Here is an 18,232-nt window from a genome sequence, read left to right on the forward strand (position 1 = left end):
CATCTGGACAGAAGTGGTCCGGTTGACGTCTGTTGCTCCATACATCAATGACGCGCATGATTTCTCATCCGAAGGCCCGCTGGAAGGCCGTGGCGGCCGTCGCCGCGGCCCTCACAGTCATCGGCCTCGCCGGGGCCGACGTCGTGGGCGGACCCGCGTCCGCGGCCACCATCGGCCAGAGCTACTCCGCCGCCTGTCCGGCGGCGGACGTGGTGGCCCCGGCCCTGAACAGCAACCTGATCGCCAACCCCGGCGCCGAGGACTGGACCGCGGTCACCGAACTCGGCGCGCCTGAGGGCGACACGCAGTACGTGCCCGACTGCTGGGAGGCCGCCTCCCCCATGAAGGCGCCGGGGGCCGTCCTCGCGTCCCTGCCGTCGTCGGTCCCCGGCCAGACCGGGAGCCGTACCTTCTACGGCGGTTACGACTACGACTCCCCGCAGGTCTCGATCGTGGGCGTCACCACCACGGCCACCCAGCTGATCGACGTAGGCGCGCTGGACGCGGGCGGCAAGTCGTTCACGCTGACCGGCGCGATCGGCGGCTACACGACGCAGACCGACTACGCGACCGTCACCGCCGCGTTCGAGGACGCCAAGGGCACCGCCCTCGGTTCCGCGGCCATCGGCCCGGTCAACGCCGCGCAGCGCGGCAACGTCACCAGCCTCGTCCCGGAGGCGATGGTCGGCACAGTCCCGGCCGGCACCGAGAAGGTCCTGGTCACGGTGGCGTCGACCGGCGTCAGTTCCGGCTACGGCATCGACGGACGCGCCGACAACCTGAACCTGACGTTCGCCGCGAACGGCACCGGCCAGAGCTGGGCCGCCCCCTGCCCTGCGTCCGACAAGGTCACCCCCGCCCTCGACACCAACCTGATCGCCAACCCCGGCGCCGAGGACTGGACCGCGGCGACGGAACTGGGCGCCCCCTCGGGCGACGACCAGACGATCGCCGACTGCTGGACCAGCGCCTCCCCGCTGAACGCCCCTGACGGCACCCAGGAGTCGAGGACCTCGACCTACCCCGGCGTGACCGGCGGCCGGGTCTTCTACGGCGGCACCAACCCCGGCACCGTCCAGGTCGCGGGCGTGGTCACCACCGGCACGCAGCTCATCGACGTCAGCTCGCTGGACGCCGACGACAAGCCGTTCAAGCTGACCGGCGACGTGGGCGGCTTCTCGACGCAGACCGACTACGCACAGGTGGTCGCCACGTTCGAGGGCGCCGACGGCGCGAGCCTCGGCACGGCCGGCATCGGCCCGGCCACCGCGGCCCAGCGCGGCAACGCCTCGGGCCTGCTGCCGGACGGCACGTACGGCACGATCCCGGCCGGCACCGAGAGGATCCGCGTCACGGTCATCACGGTCGCCGTCAGCAGCGGCGCCAACAGCGACGGCACGGCGGACAACCTGAATCTGACGATCGGCCAGAAGGCGGTCGGCCAGAGCTGGGCCGCCCCCTGCCCGGCCTCCGACAAGGTCACCCCGGCCCTCGACACCAACCTGATCGCCAACCCCGGCGCCGAGGACTGGATTGCCGCGACCGCGCTGGGCGCCCCGCTGGGCGACGACCAGACGATCGCCGACTGCTGGACCAGCGCCTCCCCGCTCAACCCGCCGGACGGCACCCAGGAGTCGAGGACCTCGACCTACCCCGGCGTGACCGGCGGCCGGGTCTTCTACGGCGGCACCAACCCCAGCACCGTCTCCATTCCGGGCATCTCCACCACCGGCACCCAGTCGATCGACGTCGCCGCGCTCGGCGCCGGCGGCCGGCCGTTCCGGCTCTCCGGTGACCTCGGCGGCTACTCGACGCAGGGCGACTACGCGACCGTCACCGCCAGGTTCCAGGACGCCAAGGGCGCCACCCTCGGCTCCGGCGTCATCGGCCCGGTCACCGCCGCCCAGCGCAACAACGTCTCCAGCCTGATCCACCAGGCCTGGTACGGCACGATCCCGGTCCGCACCGAGAAGATCGTCGTCACGGTCGCCACGGTGGGCGTCAGCAGCGGCGCCAACAGCGACGGCACCGCCGACAACCTGAACCTCACCATCGGGTCCAGCGCGACACCGCCGGGCCCGATCCTCCAGACGATGCCCTACTCCGCGGTGGGCGACGTTCCCGGCACCCACGTCGACCCCGGCACCGGAGCCGTCGTCCCCAACGTCACTCCGGGCTCCCTGTTCCGCCCGGCGGGCGTGTCCGCGGACGGCGACTCGCTGTACGTGTCGAACACCGGCGACAACGTCGTGGCGGAGCTGCGCAACGGCGGCACCACGATCGTCGCGGGCTCCCTGGAGGGCTACGGCGAGAACGGCGACCACCACCAGGCCGACCAGGCGACGCTGTACCAGCCCGCCGGCACCGCGGTGGAGTCCGACGGCGACCTCCTCATCGCGGACACCGGCGACAACGTGGTCCGCGAGATCACCGCGGACGACGGCGAGATCGACCGCTTCGCCGGCAACAACACGGCGGGCAGCGCGCTGGGCGCCAACGCCCGGGCGTCCCAGCTGAACGGCCCCACCGCGGTGGCGGTCGACGCGGCGGACGACGTCTTCATCGCCGACACGCGCAACAACCGGGTGCTCGAGGTGTCCCCGAAACGGAACATCGTCCAGGTCATCGGAACCGGCGAGGCCGGGTACGCCGGTGACGGCGGCCCGGCGACCGCGGCACTGCTGAACCAGCCGACCGGGCTCGCGGTGGACGTCCGGGGCAATCTGTACATCGCCGACTCGGCCAACAACGTGGTCCGCCGGGTGGACGCCGGGACCCGGGCCATCACCACCGTGGCGGGCGACCACGCCGCCGGCCAGGCCCACGACGGCCTCGGCGGGTTCTCCGGCGACGGCGGCCCCGCGACCTCGGCACGGCTGAACGACCCGCAGGGCGTCGCCGTGGACGGCGCGGGCGACCTGTTCGTCGCGGACACCTTCAACCACGCGATCCGCCGGATCACCCCGGACGGGACCATCACCACCGTGGTGAACTCCGCGGCCGCCCCGGGCGGGGAGAGCAGCGGCGCGGCACCGACCGCCTCGAAGCTCAACACCCCGTACGCGGTCACGGTCGACCGTTCCACGAACCTCCTGTACATCGCCGACACGCGCAACAGCGCGATCGCGCAGGTAATCGGCGTCGCCCGGTCCGGCGACATCGCGGGCCCGGTGGCCCCCGGCCAGTCCTGACCCGGCCCACGAAACGAAGAAGAGAGACGATGAGCAACACCGCTTCATCCCGCTCGATCATGTCCCGCCGCCGCTTCGTCACCGGCGCGGCGGCCCTGGCGGGCGCCGCCGGCGTGGCCGGCGTGCTGCCGGAGAACCTCGCCCGGGCGGCGACCGCCGCGCCGGCCAAGGGGACCCTCTCCCAGATCAAGCACGTCGTGTACGTGATGATGGAGAACCGGTCGTTCGACCACTACTTCGGCACCTACCCCGGCGCCCGCGGCTTCGGCGACCCGACCGCGATCACGCTGCCGAACGGCAACTCGGTCTTCCAGCAGCCCGACCCGGCCAACCCCGACGGGTACCTGGAACCGTTCCACATGTCCACCCTCACCACCGGTGCCGCCGCGATCCCGTCGCTGTCCCACGACTGGCGGGACCAGCACGCCTCGTGGAACCAGGGCGCGATGGACGGCTGGCTGACCACCCACATCGCCTCGGACGGCGCGGTCAACGGCTCGTACACCATGGGCTACTTCACCCGGGAGGACATCCCCTTCCACTGGGCGCTCGCCGAGTCGTTCACCCTGCTAGACAACTACCACTGCTCGATCCTGGGCCCGACGGACCCCAACCGGCTGGTGTGGATGTCCGGCACCAACGACCCGGAAGGCAGGTTCGGCGGTCCCGTGCTGGAGACCGTCACGCCCAACCCGCTGACCCACCCGTCGGCAGCGGAGATCCTGCACGACGCGGGGTACAGCGTGAAGACCTACTTCTCCGGCGCGACCAGCGGGTTCAACGTGTTCTCCTGGTTCGCCAACTTCCAGGACAAGACGAAGCTGCCCGTCGACCTGTACAACTCCGTGATGACCGGCGGCACGCTGTACGGCGACGGCACGCCCGGCATGATCGGCAACCCGGTCAGCCCGACCCCGGCGGCCGACCCGGCGCTGGCGTTCGAGGAGGACTGCGCCAACGGAGTGCTCCCGGACGTCTCCTGGCTGTTCATGCCGAGCGAGGCCGACGAGCACCCGCCGAACCTCCCCGCGGCGGGGGCGCAGTACCTGGCGTCCAAGCTGGAGGCGCTCGCCTCCAACGAGGAGCTGTGGAACTCGACCGTGTTCGTGCTGAACTACGACGAGAACGACGGCTTCTTCGACCACGTCCCGCCGCCCGTCCCGCACTCCGACAAGTACCCCGAGGAGTTCGTGCACCTGCCCTCCCCGAAGGGCACCCCGGGCGGTGGCCTGCCGGTCGGCGCCGGGTTCCGGGTGCCGTGCATCATCGTGTCCCCGTGGACCGTGGGCGGCCGGATCTTCTCCGGGGTCACCGACCACACCTCCGGACTGCAGTTCATCGAGGCGATCACCGCCGCCGGCGGCCTGTCCGGCAACGGGCCCGTCACCTTCACGCCGATCAGCAAGTGGCGGCGCAGGACCTTCGGCGACTTCACCGGGGCCCTGCACCTCTACGAGAACAAGCCGGCTCCGAGCAACCCGCAGTTCGAGGCCGACACGGCGGCGGCCAACCTGGCCGCGCAGGCCACGGCCGCGAAGCTGCCCATGCCGTCCCGCCCGGGCGGCACGCAGACCCTGCCCGGACAGGAACAGCGGAACTGACCGCCACCCGCTGAGCCCCCCGAAGCCCAGGGCCGCCCGCCACCAGCGGGCGGCCCTGCGCCGTCACCGCCGCCTACGACGCCCCGCCGCTCCGTCGCCCGTCGCCGTAACCGCGGTTGATCACGAAGAGGGCGGCCACCACGGTCACGCTGCCGATCACTGATCCCGTCGATCGGGCGTCCGGGTCGCCGATCACCGTGCCGAAGAGCCCCTGCCAGCAGAGGGCGAAGGCAAGTACCAACTGCCCCCCACCGTAGAGCCGCAGGCGGCCCACATGGCGCCGGCTCCAGGGGAACACCCAGCCACGGGTGATCGCCGCCACACCCGAGGCGGCGTAAAGCGATCCGATCACAACGAGAGCTACGTCCCAGTAGAGCTCCATGATTCCCCCCTGCACCCCGGCCCCACGCCGGACCCGCGCGTGATCATGCCACCGCCCGCGCGACGCGTCCACCTTGCCCTCACCGGCCTGACCGGTCGGACATGTCCCGCGAAATGTCCGTGCCAGCGGCGTCGGCCGCACCGCCGCGGCCCTGGGCGACGTTGCCGCCGGGTACGCGCTGTCCTTCGGGATGGCGGGGGCGTTTTCGTGCGTCCGGGATCAGGGCTTGTTGCCGGACGTGGAGCGAACGGCGTCCCGCCCGTGGTCCCAGGCCACCCAGAACAAATGGGCGCTCATCACGATGACCTGAAGCCCGCGGTGCCGGCGTTCTCGTAGTTGTGCCAGCCGTCGATGGGCGGGAGCTCGACGAGGTCGTTCTGCAGGTCCCAGGTGTGATCCATGGCATCCTCCGGGCACGCGACGGCCCGGCCTCGCTCATGGCGTGGACCGGGCCGGGGTGGGGGTGCAGGCCTATCGCTCCGCGATCTGCATGTCGTCCAGGTGCCACATCTGCAGGTTGTCGTTGCTGGAGATGGTGCAGACGTAGTCGCTGCGGACCTTGGTGCCGGAGCTGTTCTGGCTGTCGACGACGCCGGTGACCTTGTACTTCCACGGCTTGGTGTCGTGGAGTGTGGTGGTCTTGGCGTGGTCCTCGCTCGTGAGGCCGGGGAACTCTGCTGTGTCTGGCGACTTGAGGCGGCCCTTGACAATGCCCTCGCACGTGGCTGCGGCGACTGTGGTGGCGTCCCCGCTGATGGGTGCGCCGCTACGGGTCCCGCAGGCGGTGAGGAGTGGGGCGAGGAGCAGGGCGCCCGCTACGGCGGCTGTACGGATGCGCAAGAAATCCCCCAGGGATGTGTGATCGAGGGGGCATCATGCGCAGGTTGGGGGCTGTGCGTCTGCTGTGTGACGGTTCCGTGATGTGTGGCTGCCTGATCGCGCGACAACAGCCCGGCCTTGCTCGTTGCGTCGGCCGGGCCGGGTCGGTGTTGTGTCAGGCGCCGAGGCGGAACAGACAGATGACGGCGATGCGTTCGCCGCCGAGGGCCTTACCTTCGCCTGCGGCCATGTTGTACAGCGTCCAGCCTTCGGCTTCGATGGCCTCGATCCGCTCGGCGATGCCGGCCATCGGGCCCGTTGCCATGGAGTTCTTGTTGGCCTCGATGAACTTGTAGGCGAGGACGCGCTGCCCGTTCTCGCGAGCCTTCTTGGCCTCAGCGCCTGCCGAACCGGCCTTGGCGTTGTTGATGAATCCCATGGGTCGCCCCCTGTGGCGTAGGTGTTGGGCCACTGTGGCAGGGGGTGTCCGGGTACGCGAGGTTATGACAGTGCCGTGACATACCTCGTCACACTGGCTGGTCCGCCCTACCGTGGTCGCTTCGAACGAGGGGGTCACGATGAAGGGCAACGTCGGCGCCGGGATGTTCGTTGGCGCGCTGTTGGTGTTCCTGGTCAGTCTGGTCAAGGGCTGGCCGGTGATCCCGTGGATCGCGCTCGCAGTCATGGTTGGCACTCTGATTGGGTCGTGGGCGAGGTCGTGACCGCCGTCCTCCTCAACCAGGAGATCCGCGATCAGATCGGCTCGATGCTCGCGGCCTGGACCTCGTACACCCCGACCTGGACAGCGACCTCCAACCCGTCCCTGGGCAACGGCACGATCACCGGCCTGTACATGAAGGTCGGCCGTACCTGCCACGTGCAGTTCCAGCTGAGCACCGGCTCCACCACGACCTATGGCTCCGGCAGCTACATCATCGGCGTGCCCTTCACATCGGCATCCTCGGGCCTGGTCTCGATGGGGGCGGCCCGCTTCGGTCTCACAGACGGCTGGTTCGGCGTGGTCACCCTCGGCTCCAACTCCAGCGGCGCCAACGTGATCTTCCCGGCCACTGCGACCAACACCCGCGCCGCGAACGCCTCACCGACGGGGCCGGAGATCTGGGCCAACGGCGCGGTGCTCCGCGGATCCCTCACCTACCAAACCGCCTCGTAAGGAGAGCTGTGTCCAGCACACAGATCCTGATGGACCTCGGAGACGCCAGCCGCCCGGCGTTCCGAGTACGGATCGACGACGGCTCCGAGAGCATCTCCGAGATCCTCATCAGCGGCACCGGGGGAATCGCTCCGGACCTGATGCAGGCCGCGGTCCTGGCGTTCGCCAACACCCTGGCGGTACCGCTGGCCAAGGTCCGATCCATCTACGCCGTCATCGCCGCCGAGACACAGATCGACCTGTCGCCCCCAGCACCCTGACCCCGCCCTACCCCACGCCCCCGAGCCGATGGCCGGGGGCTTTCGCATGCCCTGGAGGGCACCAGTGGCCACACCTCCTACCCCCGATAAGCTGCTCGCCATACTCAAGGCCGAAGGCGTGAAGACGGCCGAGTACCCCGGCTGGCGCACCCGCGAGCGTGACCAGGCGACCGGCAAGCCGTTCGGCCCGATCCACATGATCCTCAACCACCACACGGGCGGAACAGACTCCCTCGCCCTGGTGGCAAACAACGGCCGCCCCGACCTGCCCGCACCGCTCGCCCACATCCACCTGGCCAAGAGCGGCCTCGCCACGATGTGCAGCGCCGGCCGCGCGAACCACGCCGGGCTCATGGCCGTGAACGCGTACACCTCGTTCCTCAACGAGAAGACCTCGCACCCGACGCCGTCCAAGTCCACCGGCACGATCGACGGCAACGATGTCGCGATCGGCATCGAGACCGAGAACCGCGGCGACAGCAAGGACGTGTACCCGCGCGCCCAGTACGACGCCCGGGTCCGTATCAACGCGGCGATCTGCCGCCACTACGGCTGGTCAGCCGAGTCGTGCGCCGGCCACCTGGAGACCAGCGTCGAGGGCAAGCCGGACCCCAAGGGGCCCGTCGAGGGCTACGGCACCCGCGGCAAGTTCACGTTCTCCATGGGCCAGTTCCGCATGGACGTCGCCGAGCGGCTCAAGCACCCCGCGTCGTGGTCCCCGCCCGTCACGACCCCACCCGCGCCGAAGCCCCCGACGCCGCCGGCCCCCAAGCCGACCACCGAACAGCGGCTCTCCGCCCTGGAGAAGACCGTCGCCGACCAGGGCAAGGGCATCGCTGCCCTCGAAACGAAGTGAGGATCCATGACCGCCCCGAACTTCCCCGCCCTCGGTAAGACCGCCGCGACCTACGGCCGCGACGTCGCCGAGCGCGTCCTGTCCACCGCCGTCGTCGCCGCCGGTGGCGTCGCCATCGCGGCCGGCCCCGCGGACATGTTCCACGCCTCCTTCTGGGAGACCATGGGCGCCGCCGGTATCGCGGCCGCAGGCTCCCTCGTCAAGGGCATGCTCGCCCGTGCCTTCGGCGACAAGAACAGCGCCTCGCTCACCAAGGACGCGTGATGCGCGCGGCGGCCCGGCGGCTCGCCAGGTGGCTGGGCCGCCGCGGCACCATGCTCAGCCTCAAGGGCCTGATCGCCCTGCTCTACGGCTACGCCCAACTGGCCGCACCCATACCCGACACCCGCGGCCTACGCCTCGCCCTGCACCTCATGCCCATCACCGGCTGGGCCTGGGCCTGGATCACCGCGGGCGCCATCGCCCTCGTCGCCGCGTGGCTCGGGCAGGACAGGGACTGGCCCGGCTTCCTCGCCGTATGGGCCGTCAGCACGCCATGGGCCCTGTCCTACCTGGCGTCCTGGTGGCCGCTGCACGACAACCCCCGCGGCTGGGTCGCTGCCGCGATCTTCGGCGCGTTCGGCCTGGTGTGCCTGGTTGCCGTCGGCTGGCCCGAGCCCAGCCGCGGTAGAACGGAGGGCCGCCGTGAGCCCTGAAATGCTGACTGCCGCAAGCGCCTTGGGGGTCGCCGTCGTCACGGCCGCCGGCGACGCCATCACGGTCGTGGTGGGGCGGCGTCAGCCGCGAGACCAGCGGCGGCGCGACGACTTCACCGTGTTCACGGACCGCATGGAGAAGGAGATCACCCGGCAGGGCGCCCGCATCACCGACCTCGAAGCGGAGTCCGAGCAGCAGCAGGCCCGCATCACCACCCAGGACTTCACGATCCGGTATCTGGCCGGCTGGATCCGCGACATGGTCGGCTACATCAGGGTCTCCGGCCTCGAGCCCCCCACGCCCCCGCAGCCGATACCTGACGAGGTGCGCCCGTACTTGCACGACGTCGGAGTCTGAACATCGCAGCGCCCCCGCTGTCCTTCGGGACGGCGGGGGCGCTTTCGCCTGTTCAGGGGCGTCTACCGACTTTGTGTGCTTGGTATCGGCGCGTACCAACGGAGACCACTCGGCAACCCGGCGTTCAGGATTCCGTTCCCTGTGCGACACCGCAGTGTTTGATCATGCGGGCCAGTCTGGCTCCCGATCACTCATCGAGATCAAGGGGGACCTTCGTATGCGTAAGCGCATCCTCGCGGTTGCTGCACTGGCCCTGGCCATGCTCGGCACCACGGCCACCAGCGTCCAGACGGCTTCGGCCACCACCCAGCAGGCCGCCGCCGGGCCGATCTACTGGGCGTTCGAAGATGCCACCCGTGTGCAGGCAAGGTGCTTGACGGAGTTTTCCAGCGGCGTTATCCGTATGGCTGACTGCGATGGAGGCACGGCCCAGCAGTGGTACTGGATCAACAGCAGCTGGAGCGAGGACGGCAGGCGGCTCGTGAACAGGTGGACGGGAGATTGCCTGGTCGCCCCCACCAACCTGGGGGAGGACGCCAAGTCCGGCACATGCGAGGACTGGACGAGTAGGTTGTGGTGGGTCAGCACCCTCAGCGAGACCCCGATAGCATCGCTGCAGGGCGGCTCTCTCACTTTCCTCGACGCCCCTAACACCCGCGTGGTGGTGGGCTACAAGGACGGGCTGCCGAGTGGCTTCGACATCTGGATGAAGCAGAGGATGAATTAGTCCGCGTGAGTAACGACGTGGCGTAGTGGCCACGAAGCGCCCCCGCTGTCCTTCGGGACGGCGGGGGCGCTTTCGTGCGTTCGGGGTCAGGCGTCGGTCGGCTCGGCTACGAACGAGCCCATGCCCGGGGTGGTCGTGATCAGCCCTTCCTCGCGCAGCGCGGCGGTGACCTTGCGGATGGTGCCGCGGGCCACGCCGAACTCGGACTCCAGCTGCACCTCGGACACGAGGGAGCGGGGCGGCAGGGCGCCGGTCGTGATGCGCTCGCGGAGCACCTCGGCGATCTGCTCCCACTTCGGCCGGGTCGGGTCGTATTCGATCACGATCGGACTGTACGTAACTGCACACACCCGGTCATAGACACGCCTAGGCATACACAGCCATCTACAGGGGTGTACAGGTTGCCTAAGGTGGGGGTACGAGAAAGCCCCCGGCGGACCGTGGCGACGGTCCCCGAGGGCGTGGCCGACTGCAGAGGAGTCGACATGCCCAACGCTACCGGGACGACCGACAGGGCGACAGCGCCCGCACGGCCCCTGTCCGAACACTGCGAGCTGGCGAAGCGCCCGGGCTACGAGGACCTGCACCGCGGGTGCCGCCGCCTGGAGGACCATCACATGCCGGCCGAGCCGCGCATCGTTCTGTCGCGCCGCTGCGGCTGCGCGTGCCACGGGAGCGCACGGTGATCCCCCGGGAGCACGAGCGCATCGAAGGCACCTGCGCCCGCTGCCAGAAGTTCACCGAGAACGGCGTCTCGTACTTGGTGGAGACCGGCTCCAGCCCCGGCGGCATCCTCGTCGTCTGCGCCGACGCGGCCGCGTGCGTCAGCCGCGCCCCGGCGCCCCGCTGGACCGCACCCTCCTGAGACTGCCGGCCGCCCGACGGCAAGCACCACGGGACGGACGGCACGAGGCCCCCACCGCTCACGACTGCGGTGGGGGCCTCGCCCTGTCCGGTCGTGCTCGGGGTGGCAGCGCAGGCAGGGGCGGACCTCCGACATCCCGGAAGCCATTCTCTGACGCGGGCATGTCGAGAGCCTGACCACCGAGACGCGGCATGTTCATGTTCCGTTCGCATGGTGAACGCTTCGACCCCCAATCCTCGCGATCATGAAATCTCTGAAGACCCTGCGCCTGACCGTGCCCATTGGACTCGCCGCCCTCCTGCTCGCAATCACGGGCTCGATGTCCACCGCGTCCGCGACGACGACCCGATGGGTGTACCAGAACGTCTACGAGGGCAACTGCCTCACCTACTCCGACACGACCAGCAACGTCTGGTCGGGTCCCTGCAGCGGATCAACCGTCGCCTGGTACTGGGGCGATTCACTCACTGACCCCCGCAGTGGCCTCACCTACCGTCAACTGAAGACCTGGTACCGCAACGACGAACGGTGCCTCACCACGGACTTCAAGACCAGCACGAACGCCGTCTGGACGAGCCCCTGCGATGCCATCTTCAACAACTCCGGGCAGCTGTGGAGAGGCGACAACAACGAACTCTCGGTCAATGCCGGGTTGTGGGAGAACTCCCTGCGCACCTCGGCCAACGGTGATGCCGTCTACTCCGCCCCCTGGGGCCAGTCCGGCATCGAGCTGGATCGATGGGAGTGGAACGGCACACACAACTGACCACTCCACGACGTGACGAGGGCCCTCACTCCCATAGAGAGCGAGGGCCCTTCCGTTTCGGGTACGAGGAGCCGCGGACGCGCCCGAGGCTCCCACCGATCTTTGACGGGCGGTGGGGGCCTCGTCATGTCCGGTCAGGGAACCGCGACTTCCCCATCACCCTTACGGCGGTGGGGCCTTGGCCATGCAGGTGGCTTCACAGTCCAGTTGGCCGTGATCGTTTGCACTTCGGGCCAGCAGCGGGCCAGCCAACGATCTCTGCGGCCGTCCCAAGTGGACGGCCAACGCCACGGCTTACCCAACGGCGCAGGCCGGCTGGATTGCCGACCTGCCGCCCAGGGTGGGGCGGGTGGGACTCGAACCCACGACCGGCGGATTATGAGTCCGCTGCTCTAACCGGCTGAGCTACCGCCCCGTACGGCGCGCCTTCACGTGTCGTGCACGCCGTCTGCCGCAGCATAGCTGCTCATACGATCTGTCGCCCTCGCGGGTCACAGACGCACCACCTGGGAGACCTCGATCACCCGGTGATCGGTTCCCGCACACGAAAAAGGACCCCCGAAGGAGTCCTTGATCAGCGCTCCCCCGACTGGACTCGAACCAGTAACCTGCCGATTAACAGTCGGCTGCTCTGCCAATTGAGCTACAGGGGAAAGACTTGCGCGAGCTCCCCCGACTGGACTCGAACCAGTAACCTGCCGGTTAACAGCCGGCTGCTCTGCCAATTGAGCTACAGGGGATCGCTCCGCTTGCACCGAATGCACCCGTTTCCGGCATCCCGGACGGCGTGCGCTCGCTGCGACACATACATTAGCGCAAGGTGGGGGGTGCTCCGCCAACCGGTAACGCCGTGGTTGTCCGCAGGCCACAGCGGGTAGGCGCGGAGCACAGCCCCCGAGGTCCGAGGAGAGGGTGGAGCCATGCGCTACCGACTGACGTTCATCAGTGGGGTCGCCGTCGGGTACGTGCTCGGGGCGCGGGCCGGCCGCGAGCGCTACGAGCAGTTGCGCAAGAGCGCGCAGCGGATCGCCCAGAACCCCGCGGTGCGGAACACCGTGGAGACCGCGGGCCAGACCGGGCGCGAGGCCGCCGTGAAGGCCGTGGACGCGGTGTCGGCCAAGGTCGGCGACCGGCTGCCGCCCGCGGTGGCCGACCGGGTGCGCCGGCTGCGCGCGGGCAACGGCAGGGCCCAGGACGACTGGGGCACCAGCAACACCTGACCGCACGGGACCGGCTGCGCCCGGTTGTCCTGTGTGCGCGTCAAGTACGGCATGATGCGACGCATGGGGATTGTGGCGGGGATCGACAGCTCGAGCGCCGGCACGACCGTGGTCGTGTGCGACGCGGACAGCGGGGCCGTGCTCCGGCAGAGCCATGCCCCGCATCCGGCGCAGGGGGCGGAGGGCGCCGGGGCGCTGACGGAGATCGACCCCGAGGCGTGGCTGCTGTCGCTCGGCGAGGCGGCCAAGAGCGGGATGCTGGAGAACGTTCAGGCCATCGGCGTGTCGGGGCAGCAGCACGGTCTGCTGCCGCTGGACGCGGGCGGCGTGCTGGTGCGGCCCGCGCTGCTGCGGAACGACAAGCGGGCGCAGATACAGGCCGCCGACCTCACCGAGGAACTGGGCGGCCAGGCCGGCTGGGCGGAGGCGGTCGGGGCGGTGCCGCAGGCGGCGTACCCGGTGGCGAAGCTGCGCTGGATGGCGCAGCACGAGCCGGCCGCGGCCCAGCGCACCGCCGAGGTGCTGCTCCCCCACGACTGGCTGGTCTGGCAGCTGATGGGCCGGCCGCAGCGGCGGACGACCGACCGCGGCGAGGCCTCCGGCACCGGCTACTGGTCGGCGGCGACCGGCCGGTACCGCACCGACATCGTGGAGCGGGCGCTCGGCCACCAGGTGGCGCTGCCCGAGGTGCTGGCGCCCGCCCAGCCCGCCGGGCGCACCCCTGAGGGGCTGCTGATCTCGGCCGGCACCGGGGACAACATGGCGGCCGCGCTCGGGCTGGGCGTCGGGCCGGGCGACGCCGTGGTGTCGCTGGGCGCCGCCGGCACCGTCTTCGCGGTGCACCACCAGGCGCTGAACGACCCGTCGGGCACGATCACCTCCTTCGCGGACGCGACCGGACGCCATCTGCCGATGCTGCACACGCGCAACGCCGTACGGGTGCTGCGCGGCACCGCCGATCTGCTGGGCACCGACCTCGCGGGGCTGTCGGAGCTGGCGCTGCGCTCGACCCCGGGTTCGTACGGGCTGGTGCTGCTCCCCTATCTGGAGGGCGAGCGCACCCCCGACCTGCCGCACACCGCGGGCACCCTCACCGGGCTGCGGCGCGAGAGCATGAAGCCGGAACACCTGGCGCGGGCGGCCTTCGAGGGCATGCTGTGCGGGCTCGCGGACGCGCTCGACATGCTGCGCGGGCGGGGTGTGGAGGTGCGCCGGATCTTCCTTCTGGGCCCCGCGGGTGATCTCCCGGCGGTGCGGTCGATGGCCCCGGCACTGCTGGGCGCGCAGATCGTGATCCCGCCGCCGGCGGAGTACGCGGCGCTGGGCGCGGCCCGGCAGGCGGCCTGGGCGCTGGCGGTGGCGGAGGGCAAGGGATCGCCCGAGCAGCCCCCGTACTGGCAGCAGGCGGAGTACGCGGTCGTCGACGCCGGGCCGGACGACGGGGCGATCGGGCACTCGGTGCGGCAGCAGTTCGTCGCGGTGCGTGAGCAGACGCATCCGGGGGCGTTCGCGGGCTGACACCCGGCGCACGCGCGTGCGTCAGAGTCTGCCCGGGTGTGAGGAATGCCCCGGTAAATCGGGTGCCTGTGGCAACCTTCGGACTATAGGGTCAGCGGTCGTGCTGATCCGACTCCTCCGCTCCCACCTGGGCCCGTACCGGCGTTCCATAGCCGTGCTCGTGGTCCTCCAGCTCGTGGCGACCATCGCCATGCTCTACTTGCCCACGCTCAACGCCGACATCATCGACAACGGCGTCGTGAAGGGGGACACGGGCTACATCCTGCAGCTCGGCGGCATCATGGTCGCCGTCACCCTCGCGCAGCTCGCCTGCTCCGTCGGCGCCACCTACTTCGGCGCCCGTACGTCCATGGCCGTGGGCCGGGACATCCGCGCCTCGGTCTTCGACCGGGTGCAGCGCTTCTCCGCACGCGAGGTCGGACAGTTCGGCGCCCCGTCGCTGATCACCCGCTCGACCAACGACGTGCAGCAGGTCCAGATGCTGGTGCTGATGACCTTCACGCTGATGGTCACGGCGCCGATCATGTGCTTCGGCGGCATCATCATGGCGCTCGGCCAGGACGTGCCGCTGTCCTCCCTGCTGCTGGCGGTCGTGCCCGTGCTGGCGGTGCTGATCGTGCTGCTCGTACGGACGCTGCGCCCCCTGTTCCGCTCGATGCAGCAGCGGCTGGACACGGTCAACCGCGTGCTGCGCGAGCAGATCACCGGCATCCGGGTCATCCGGGCCTTCGTCAAGGACGACTTCGAGCAGCAGCGCTTCGGCAGGGCCAACGACGAGCTGACCGACGTCTCGCTGCGCGCGGGGCGGACGATGACGCTGATGTTCCCCATCGCGATGGCCGTGGTGAACCTCACCAGCGTCGCCGTCCTGTGGTTCGGCGCGCACCGCATCGACAGCGGGGGCATGCAGATCGGCGCGCTCACCGCCTTCATCAGCTATCTGATGCAGATCCTGATGTCGATCATGATGGCGACCTTCATGGTGATGATGGTGCCCCGCGCGGAGGTCTGCGCCGAGCGCATCGAGGACGTGCTGGGCACCGAGACCAGCGTCGTGCCGCCCGAGCAGCCCGTGCGGCTGCCGGTGCGCCGCGGCGAGCTGGAGCTGCGCGGCGCGGACTTCAAGTACCCGGGCGCCGAGGCCGAGGTGCTGCACGCCGTCGACCTGATCGCCCGGCCCGGTGAGACCACGGCCGTCATCGGCTCCACCGGCAGCGGCAAGAGCACCCTGCTGGGGCTGGTGCCGCGGCTGTTCGACGCCACGGGCGGCCAGGTGCTGATCGACGGGGTCGACGTCCGCGAACTGGACCCGGTGGACCTCGCCGAGACCGTCGCCCTCGTCCCGCAGAAGCCGTACCTCTTCTCCGGCACCGTCGCCTCCAACCTCCGCTACGGCAACCCGGAGGCGACCGACGAGGAGCTGTGGCAGGCCCTGGAGATCGCGCAGGCGCGGGACTTCGTGGAGCGGCTGAGCGAGGAAGGCTCCGGGCTCGACGCCCCCATCGCGCAGGGCGGCACCAATGTCTCCGGCGGTCAGCGGCAGCGCCTGGCGATCGCCAGGGCGCTGGTCCGCAAGCCGCGCCTCTACCTCTTCGACGACTCCTTCTCGGCGCTGGACTACGCCACCGACGCCGCCCTGCGGCGCGCGCTGGCCCGGCAGACCGCGCAGGCCACGGTCGTGATCGTCGCCCAGCGGGTCAGCACCATCCGCGACGCCGACCGCATCGTCGTCCTCGACGAGGGCCGGGTCGTGGGGACCGGCACCCACCACGAGCTGATGGACGGCAATCCGACGTACCGGGAGATCGTGCTCTCCCAGCTCACCGAGAAGGAGGCCGCGTGAGCGTCCCCACCCCCCGCCGGGGGCCGCTGCCGGCGGGACCGATGCGCTTCATGGGCGGCCAGCCCACCGAGCGGTCCATGGACTTCAAGGGCTCGGGCAAACGCCTGCTGGGGCTGATGCGCCCCGAACGCACCCTGCTGTACGCGATGCTGGCGTGCACGACGCTGGGTGTCGGCCTCAACGTCCTCGGCCCCCGCATCCTGGGCCGTGCCACCGACCTGATCTTCGCGGGCGTGATCGGCCGGTCCATACCCGCCGGCACGGACAAGGCCACGGCCATCGCGCACCTGCGGCAGCAGGGCAACGACACCGTCGCCGACCTGCTGCAGTCCATCGACTTCACCCCCGGGCACGGCATCGACTTCGGCGCGGTGGGCCATGTGCTGCTGATCGCGGTCGCGGTCTACGCGACGGCCGCGGTCTTCTCCATCGTCCAGGGCCGGCTGGCCACCCGGATCATCCAGCGCTCGATCTACCGGCTGCGCCGCGACGTCGAGGCGAAGCTGGCCCGGCTGCCGCTGTCGTACTTCGACCAGCAGCCGCGCGGCGAGGTGCTGAGCCGGGCCACCAACGACATCGACAACATCGGCCAGACGATGCAGCAGACGCTGGGCCAGATCATCTTCGCGCTGCTGTCGATCGTGGGCGTGCTCGCGATGATGTTCTCCATCTCGTGGCTGCTGGCCCTGGTGGCCCTGGTCACGGTGCCGCTGTCGGTGGTCGTCGCCACCGCCGTCGGCAAGCGCGCGCAGCCCCAGTTCGTCGCGCAGTGGCGGACCACGGGCAAGCTCAACGCCCACATCGAGGAGATGTACACCGGGCACACCCTGGTGAAGGTCTTCGGCCGCCAGGAGGAGTCGGCGGAGGCGTTCCGGGAGCAGAACGAGGCGCTCTACGAGTCGGGGTTCCGGGCGCAGTTCATCTCCGGGATCATCCAGCCCGCGATGATGTTCATCGGCAACATCAACTACATCCTCGTGGCGGTCGTCGGCGGCCTGCGGGTCGCCAGCGGCGCGCTGTCCATCGGTGACGTGCAGGCGTTCATCCAGTACTCCCGGCAGTTCAGCCAGCCGCTGACCCAGGTGGCCAGCATGTCCAACCTGGTGCAGTCCGGTGTGGCGTCGGCCGAGCGGGTCTTCGAACTCCTCGACGCGCAGGAGCAGAGCGCGGAGCCGAAGACGCTCAGCCTGCGCAAGGACCTGCGCGGAGAGGTCCGCTTCGAGGACGTCGCCTTCCGGTACGAGCCCGACAAGCCCCTGATCGACGACCTGTCGCTGGCCGTCGAGCCCGGCCACACGGTGGCCATCGTCGGCCCGACGGGGGCGGGCAAGACCACCCTGGTCAACCTGCTCATGCGGTTCTACGAGGTCACCGGCGGCCGGATCACGCTCGACGGCACCGACATCGCGACCATCTCGCGGGAGGAACTGCGGTCCGGGATCGGCATGGTGCTCCAGGACACCTGGCTGTTCGGCGGCACGATCGCGGAGAACATCGCGTACGGCACCGACGGCAGCACCCGCGAGCAGATCGAGGAGGCCGCGCGCGCCGCGCACGCCGACCGCTTCATCCGCACCCTCCCGGACGGCTACGACACCGTCATCGACGACGAGGGCACGGGCGTCAGCGCCGGCGAGAAGCAGTTGATCACCATCGCGCGGGCGTTCCTGTCCGATCCGGTCATCCTCGTCCTCGACGAGGCGACCAGTTCCGTCGACACCCGCACCGAGGTGCTGATCCAGCGGGCGATGGCCCAGCTCAGCCACGGCCGCACCAGCTTCGTGATCGCCCACCGGCTCTCCACGATCCGCGACGCGGACGTCATCCTCGTCATGGAGGACGGTGACATCGTCGAACAGGGCACCCACGACGAGCTGTTGCTCAAGGACGGCGCCTACGCGCGCCTGTACGCGGCGCAGTTCGCCCAGGCGGTCGCCGAGGTCGACTGACCGCTGCC

The 18,232-nt window shown here is 70.1% G+C and carries 20 protein-coding genes and 3 tRNA genes; 16 read left to right on the plus strand and 7 right to left on the minus strand.

Annotation, left to right across the window (positions count from 1 at the left end; all coding sequences use genetic code 11):
• Window positions 1–56 precede the first annotated feature (56 nt).
• Window positions 57–3,191: a hypothetical protein gene (locus ACFYXS_RS01275; RefSeq protein ID WP_389242507.1), complete on the plus strand. Its 3,135-nt coding sequence runs from the start codon at window positions 57–59 to the stop codon at window positions 3,189–3,191.
• Window positions 3,192–3,220: 29 nt separating this feature from the next.
• Window positions 3,221–4,792, plus strand: coding sequence for a phospholipase C (locus tag ACFYXS_RS01280; RefSeq protein WP_389242509.1), 1,572 nt, complete (start codon window positions 3,221–3,223; stop codon window positions 4,790–4,792).
• Between the two features lie 73 nt (window positions 4,793–4,865).
• Here ACFYXS_RS01280 and ACFYXS_RS01285 read toward each other — a convergent pair whose 3' ends face one another.
• From ACFYXS_RS01285 to ACFYXS_RS01295, 3 genes are all read right to left on the minus strand, one after another.
• Window positions 4,866–5,174: a hypothetical protein gene (locus ACFYXS_RS01285; protein WP_389242511.1), complete on the minus strand. Its 309-nt coding sequence runs from the start codon at window positions 5,172–5,174 to the stop codon at window positions 4,866–4,868.
• A gap of 471 nt (window positions 5,175–5,645) precedes the next feature.
• On the minus strand, window positions 5,646–6,014 hold the full coding sequence (locus ACFYXS_RS01290) for a hypothetical protein (RefSeq protein ID WP_389242513.1): 369 nt from the start codon (window positions 6,012–6,014) through the stop codon (window positions 5,646–5,648).
• A 154-nt stretch (window positions 6,015–6,168) separates the two neighbouring features.
• Window positions 6,169–6,432: a hypothetical protein gene (locus tag ACFYXS_RS01295; RefSeq protein WP_389242515.1), complete on the minus strand. Its 264-nt coding sequence runs from the start codon at window positions 6,430–6,432 to the stop codon at window positions 6,169–6,171.
• A gap of 139 nt (window positions 6,433–6,571) precedes the next feature.
• Here ACFYXS_RS01295 and ACFYXS_RS01300 point away from each other — a divergent pair, with 139 nt between their 5' ends.
• From ACFYXS_RS01300 to ACFYXS_RS01335, 8 genes are all read left to right on the plus strand, one after another.
• Entirely contained in the window at window positions 6,572–6,715 is a 144-nt protein-coding gene (locus tag ACFYXS_RS01300; protein WP_389242517.1) for a hypothetical protein, read from the plus strand.
• The gene (locus ACFYXS_RS01305) at window positions 6,700–7,167 is read left to right on the plus strand and encodes a hypothetical protein (RefSeq protein ID WP_389242519.1); all 468 of its coding nucleotides are present in this window, start codon (window positions 6,700–6,702) and stop codon (window positions 7,165–7,167) included. The genes ACFYXS_RS01300 and ACFYXS_RS01305 overlap by 16 nt, the downstream gene beginning before the upstream one ends.
• An 8-nt stretch (window positions 7,168–7,175) precedes the next feature.
• Complete coding sequence (locus ACFYXS_RS01310) at window positions 7,176–7,427, plus strand: hypothetical protein (RefSeq protein ID WP_389242521.1); 252 nt, start codon at window positions 7,176–7,178, stop codon at window positions 7,425–7,427.
• A gap of 64 nt (window positions 7,428–7,491) precedes the next feature.
• Window positions 7,492–8,283: an N-acetylmuramoyl-L-alanine amidase gene (locus tag ACFYXS_RS01315; protein ID WP_389242523.1), complete on the plus strand. Its 792-nt coding sequence runs from the start codon at window positions 7,492–7,494 to the stop codon at window positions 8,281–8,283.
• 6 nt (window positions 8,284–8,289) lie between these two features.
• Complete coding sequence (locus tag ACFYXS_RS01320; RefSeq protein WP_389242525.1) at window positions 8,290–8,547, plus strand: hypothetical protein; 258 nt, start codon at window positions 8,290–8,292, stop codon at window positions 8,545–8,547.
• The gene (locus ACFYXS_RS01325; protein ID WP_389242527.1) at window positions 8,547–8,978 is read left to right on the plus strand and encodes a hypothetical protein; all 432 of its coding nucleotides are present in this window, start codon (window positions 8,547–8,549) and stop codon (window positions 8,976–8,978) included. The genes ACFYXS_RS01320 and ACFYXS_RS01325 overlap by 1 nt, the downstream gene beginning before the upstream one ends.
• Window position 8,979: 1 nt before the next feature.
• Window positions 8,980–9,336 (plus strand): hypothetical protein, encoded by a 357-nt coding sequence (locus ACFYXS_RS01330; protein ID WP_389242529.1) that lies wholly within the window; start codon window positions 8,980–8,982, stop codon window positions 9,334–9,336.
• Window positions 9,337–9,553: 217 nt separating this feature from the next.
• Window positions 9,554–10,063 (plus strand): hypothetical protein, encoded by a 510-nt coding sequence (locus ACFYXS_RS01335; protein ID WP_389242531.1) that lies wholly within the window; start codon window positions 9,554–9,556, stop codon window positions 10,061–10,063.
• Between the two features lie 86 nt (window positions 10,064–10,149).
• Here ACFYXS_RS01335 and ACFYXS_RS01340 read toward each other — a convergent pair whose 3' ends face one another.
• The gene (locus tag ACFYXS_RS01340; protein ID WP_389242533.1) at window positions 10,150–10,386 is read right to left on the minus strand and encodes a GntR family transcriptional regulator; all 237 of its coding nucleotides are present in this window, start codon (window positions 10,384–10,386) and stop codon (window positions 10,150–10,152) included.
• A 359-nt stretch (window positions 10,387–10,745) separates the two neighbouring features.
• On the opposite strand from ACFYXS_RS01340, the gene ACFYXS_RS01345 reads away from it, so the two are divergent.
• Window positions 10,746–10,928: a hypothetical protein gene (locus ACFYXS_RS01345; protein ID WP_389242535.1), complete on the plus strand. Its 183-nt coding sequence runs from the start codon at window positions 10,746–10,748 to the stop codon at window positions 10,926–10,928.
• A gap of 244 nt (window positions 10,929–11,172) precedes the next feature.
• Window positions 11,173–11,694 carry a hypothetical protein gene (locus ACFYXS_RS01350; RefSeq protein WP_389242537.1) on the plus strand — a complete coding sequence of 174 codons (522 nt, stop codon included), beginning with the start codon at window positions 11,173–11,175 and terminating at the stop codon, window positions 11,692–11,694.
• A 341-nt stretch (window positions 11,695–12,035) separates the two neighbouring features.
• Here the strand turns inward: ACFYXS_RS01350 and ACFYXS_RS01355 are convergent.
• From ACFYXS_RS01355 to ACFYXS_RS01365, 3 genes are all read right to left on the minus strand, one after another.
• Window positions 12,036–12,109, minus strand: a tRNA-Ile gene (locus tag ACFYXS_RS01355).
• A gap of 165 nt (window positions 12,110–12,274) precedes the next feature.
• Window positions 12,275–12,347 (minus strand) — tRNA-Asn (locus ACFYXS_RS01360).
• Window positions 12,348–12,361: 14 nt separating this feature from the next.
• A tRNA-Asn gene (locus ACFYXS_RS01365) sits at window positions 12,362–12,434 on the minus strand.
• Between the two features lie 180 nt (window positions 12,435–12,614).
• Here ACFYXS_RS01365 and ACFYXS_RS01370 point away from each other — a divergent pair.
• From ACFYXS_RS01370 to ACFYXS_RS01385, 4 genes are all read left to right on the plus strand, one after another.
• Window positions 12,615–12,914 (plus strand): YtxH domain-containing protein, encoded by a 300-nt coding sequence (locus ACFYXS_RS01370; RefSeq protein WP_389242539.1) that lies wholly within the window; start codon window positions 12,615–12,617, stop codon window positions 12,912–12,914.
• A 63-nt stretch (window positions 12,915–12,977) separates the two neighbouring features.
• Entirely contained in the window at window positions 12,978–14,432 is a 1,455-nt protein-coding gene (locus tag ACFYXS_RS01375; RefSeq protein ID WP_389242541.1) for an FGGY family carbohydrate kinase, read from the plus strand.
• A 100-nt stretch (window positions 14,433–14,532) separates the two neighbouring features.
• Window positions 14,533–16,275, plus strand: coding sequence for an ABC transporter ATP-binding protein (locus ACFYXS_RS01380; protein ID WP_389242543.1), 1,743 nt, complete (start codon window positions 14,533–14,535; stop codon window positions 16,273–16,275).
• A 41-nt stretch (window positions 16,276–16,316) separates the two neighbouring features.
• Window positions 16,317–18,224, plus strand: coding sequence for an ABC transporter ATP-binding protein (locus tag ACFYXS_RS01385; protein WP_389243474.1), 1,908 nt, complete (start codon window positions 16,317–16,319; stop codon window positions 18,222–18,224).
• Window positions 18,225–18,232 lie beyond the last annotated feature (8 nt).

It is taken from the genome of Streptomyces sp. NPDC002574 (genome assembly GCF_042889545.1).
Classification (GTDB): domain Bacteria; phylum Actinomycetota; class Actinomycetes; order Streptomycetales; family Streptomycetaceae; genus Actinacidiphila.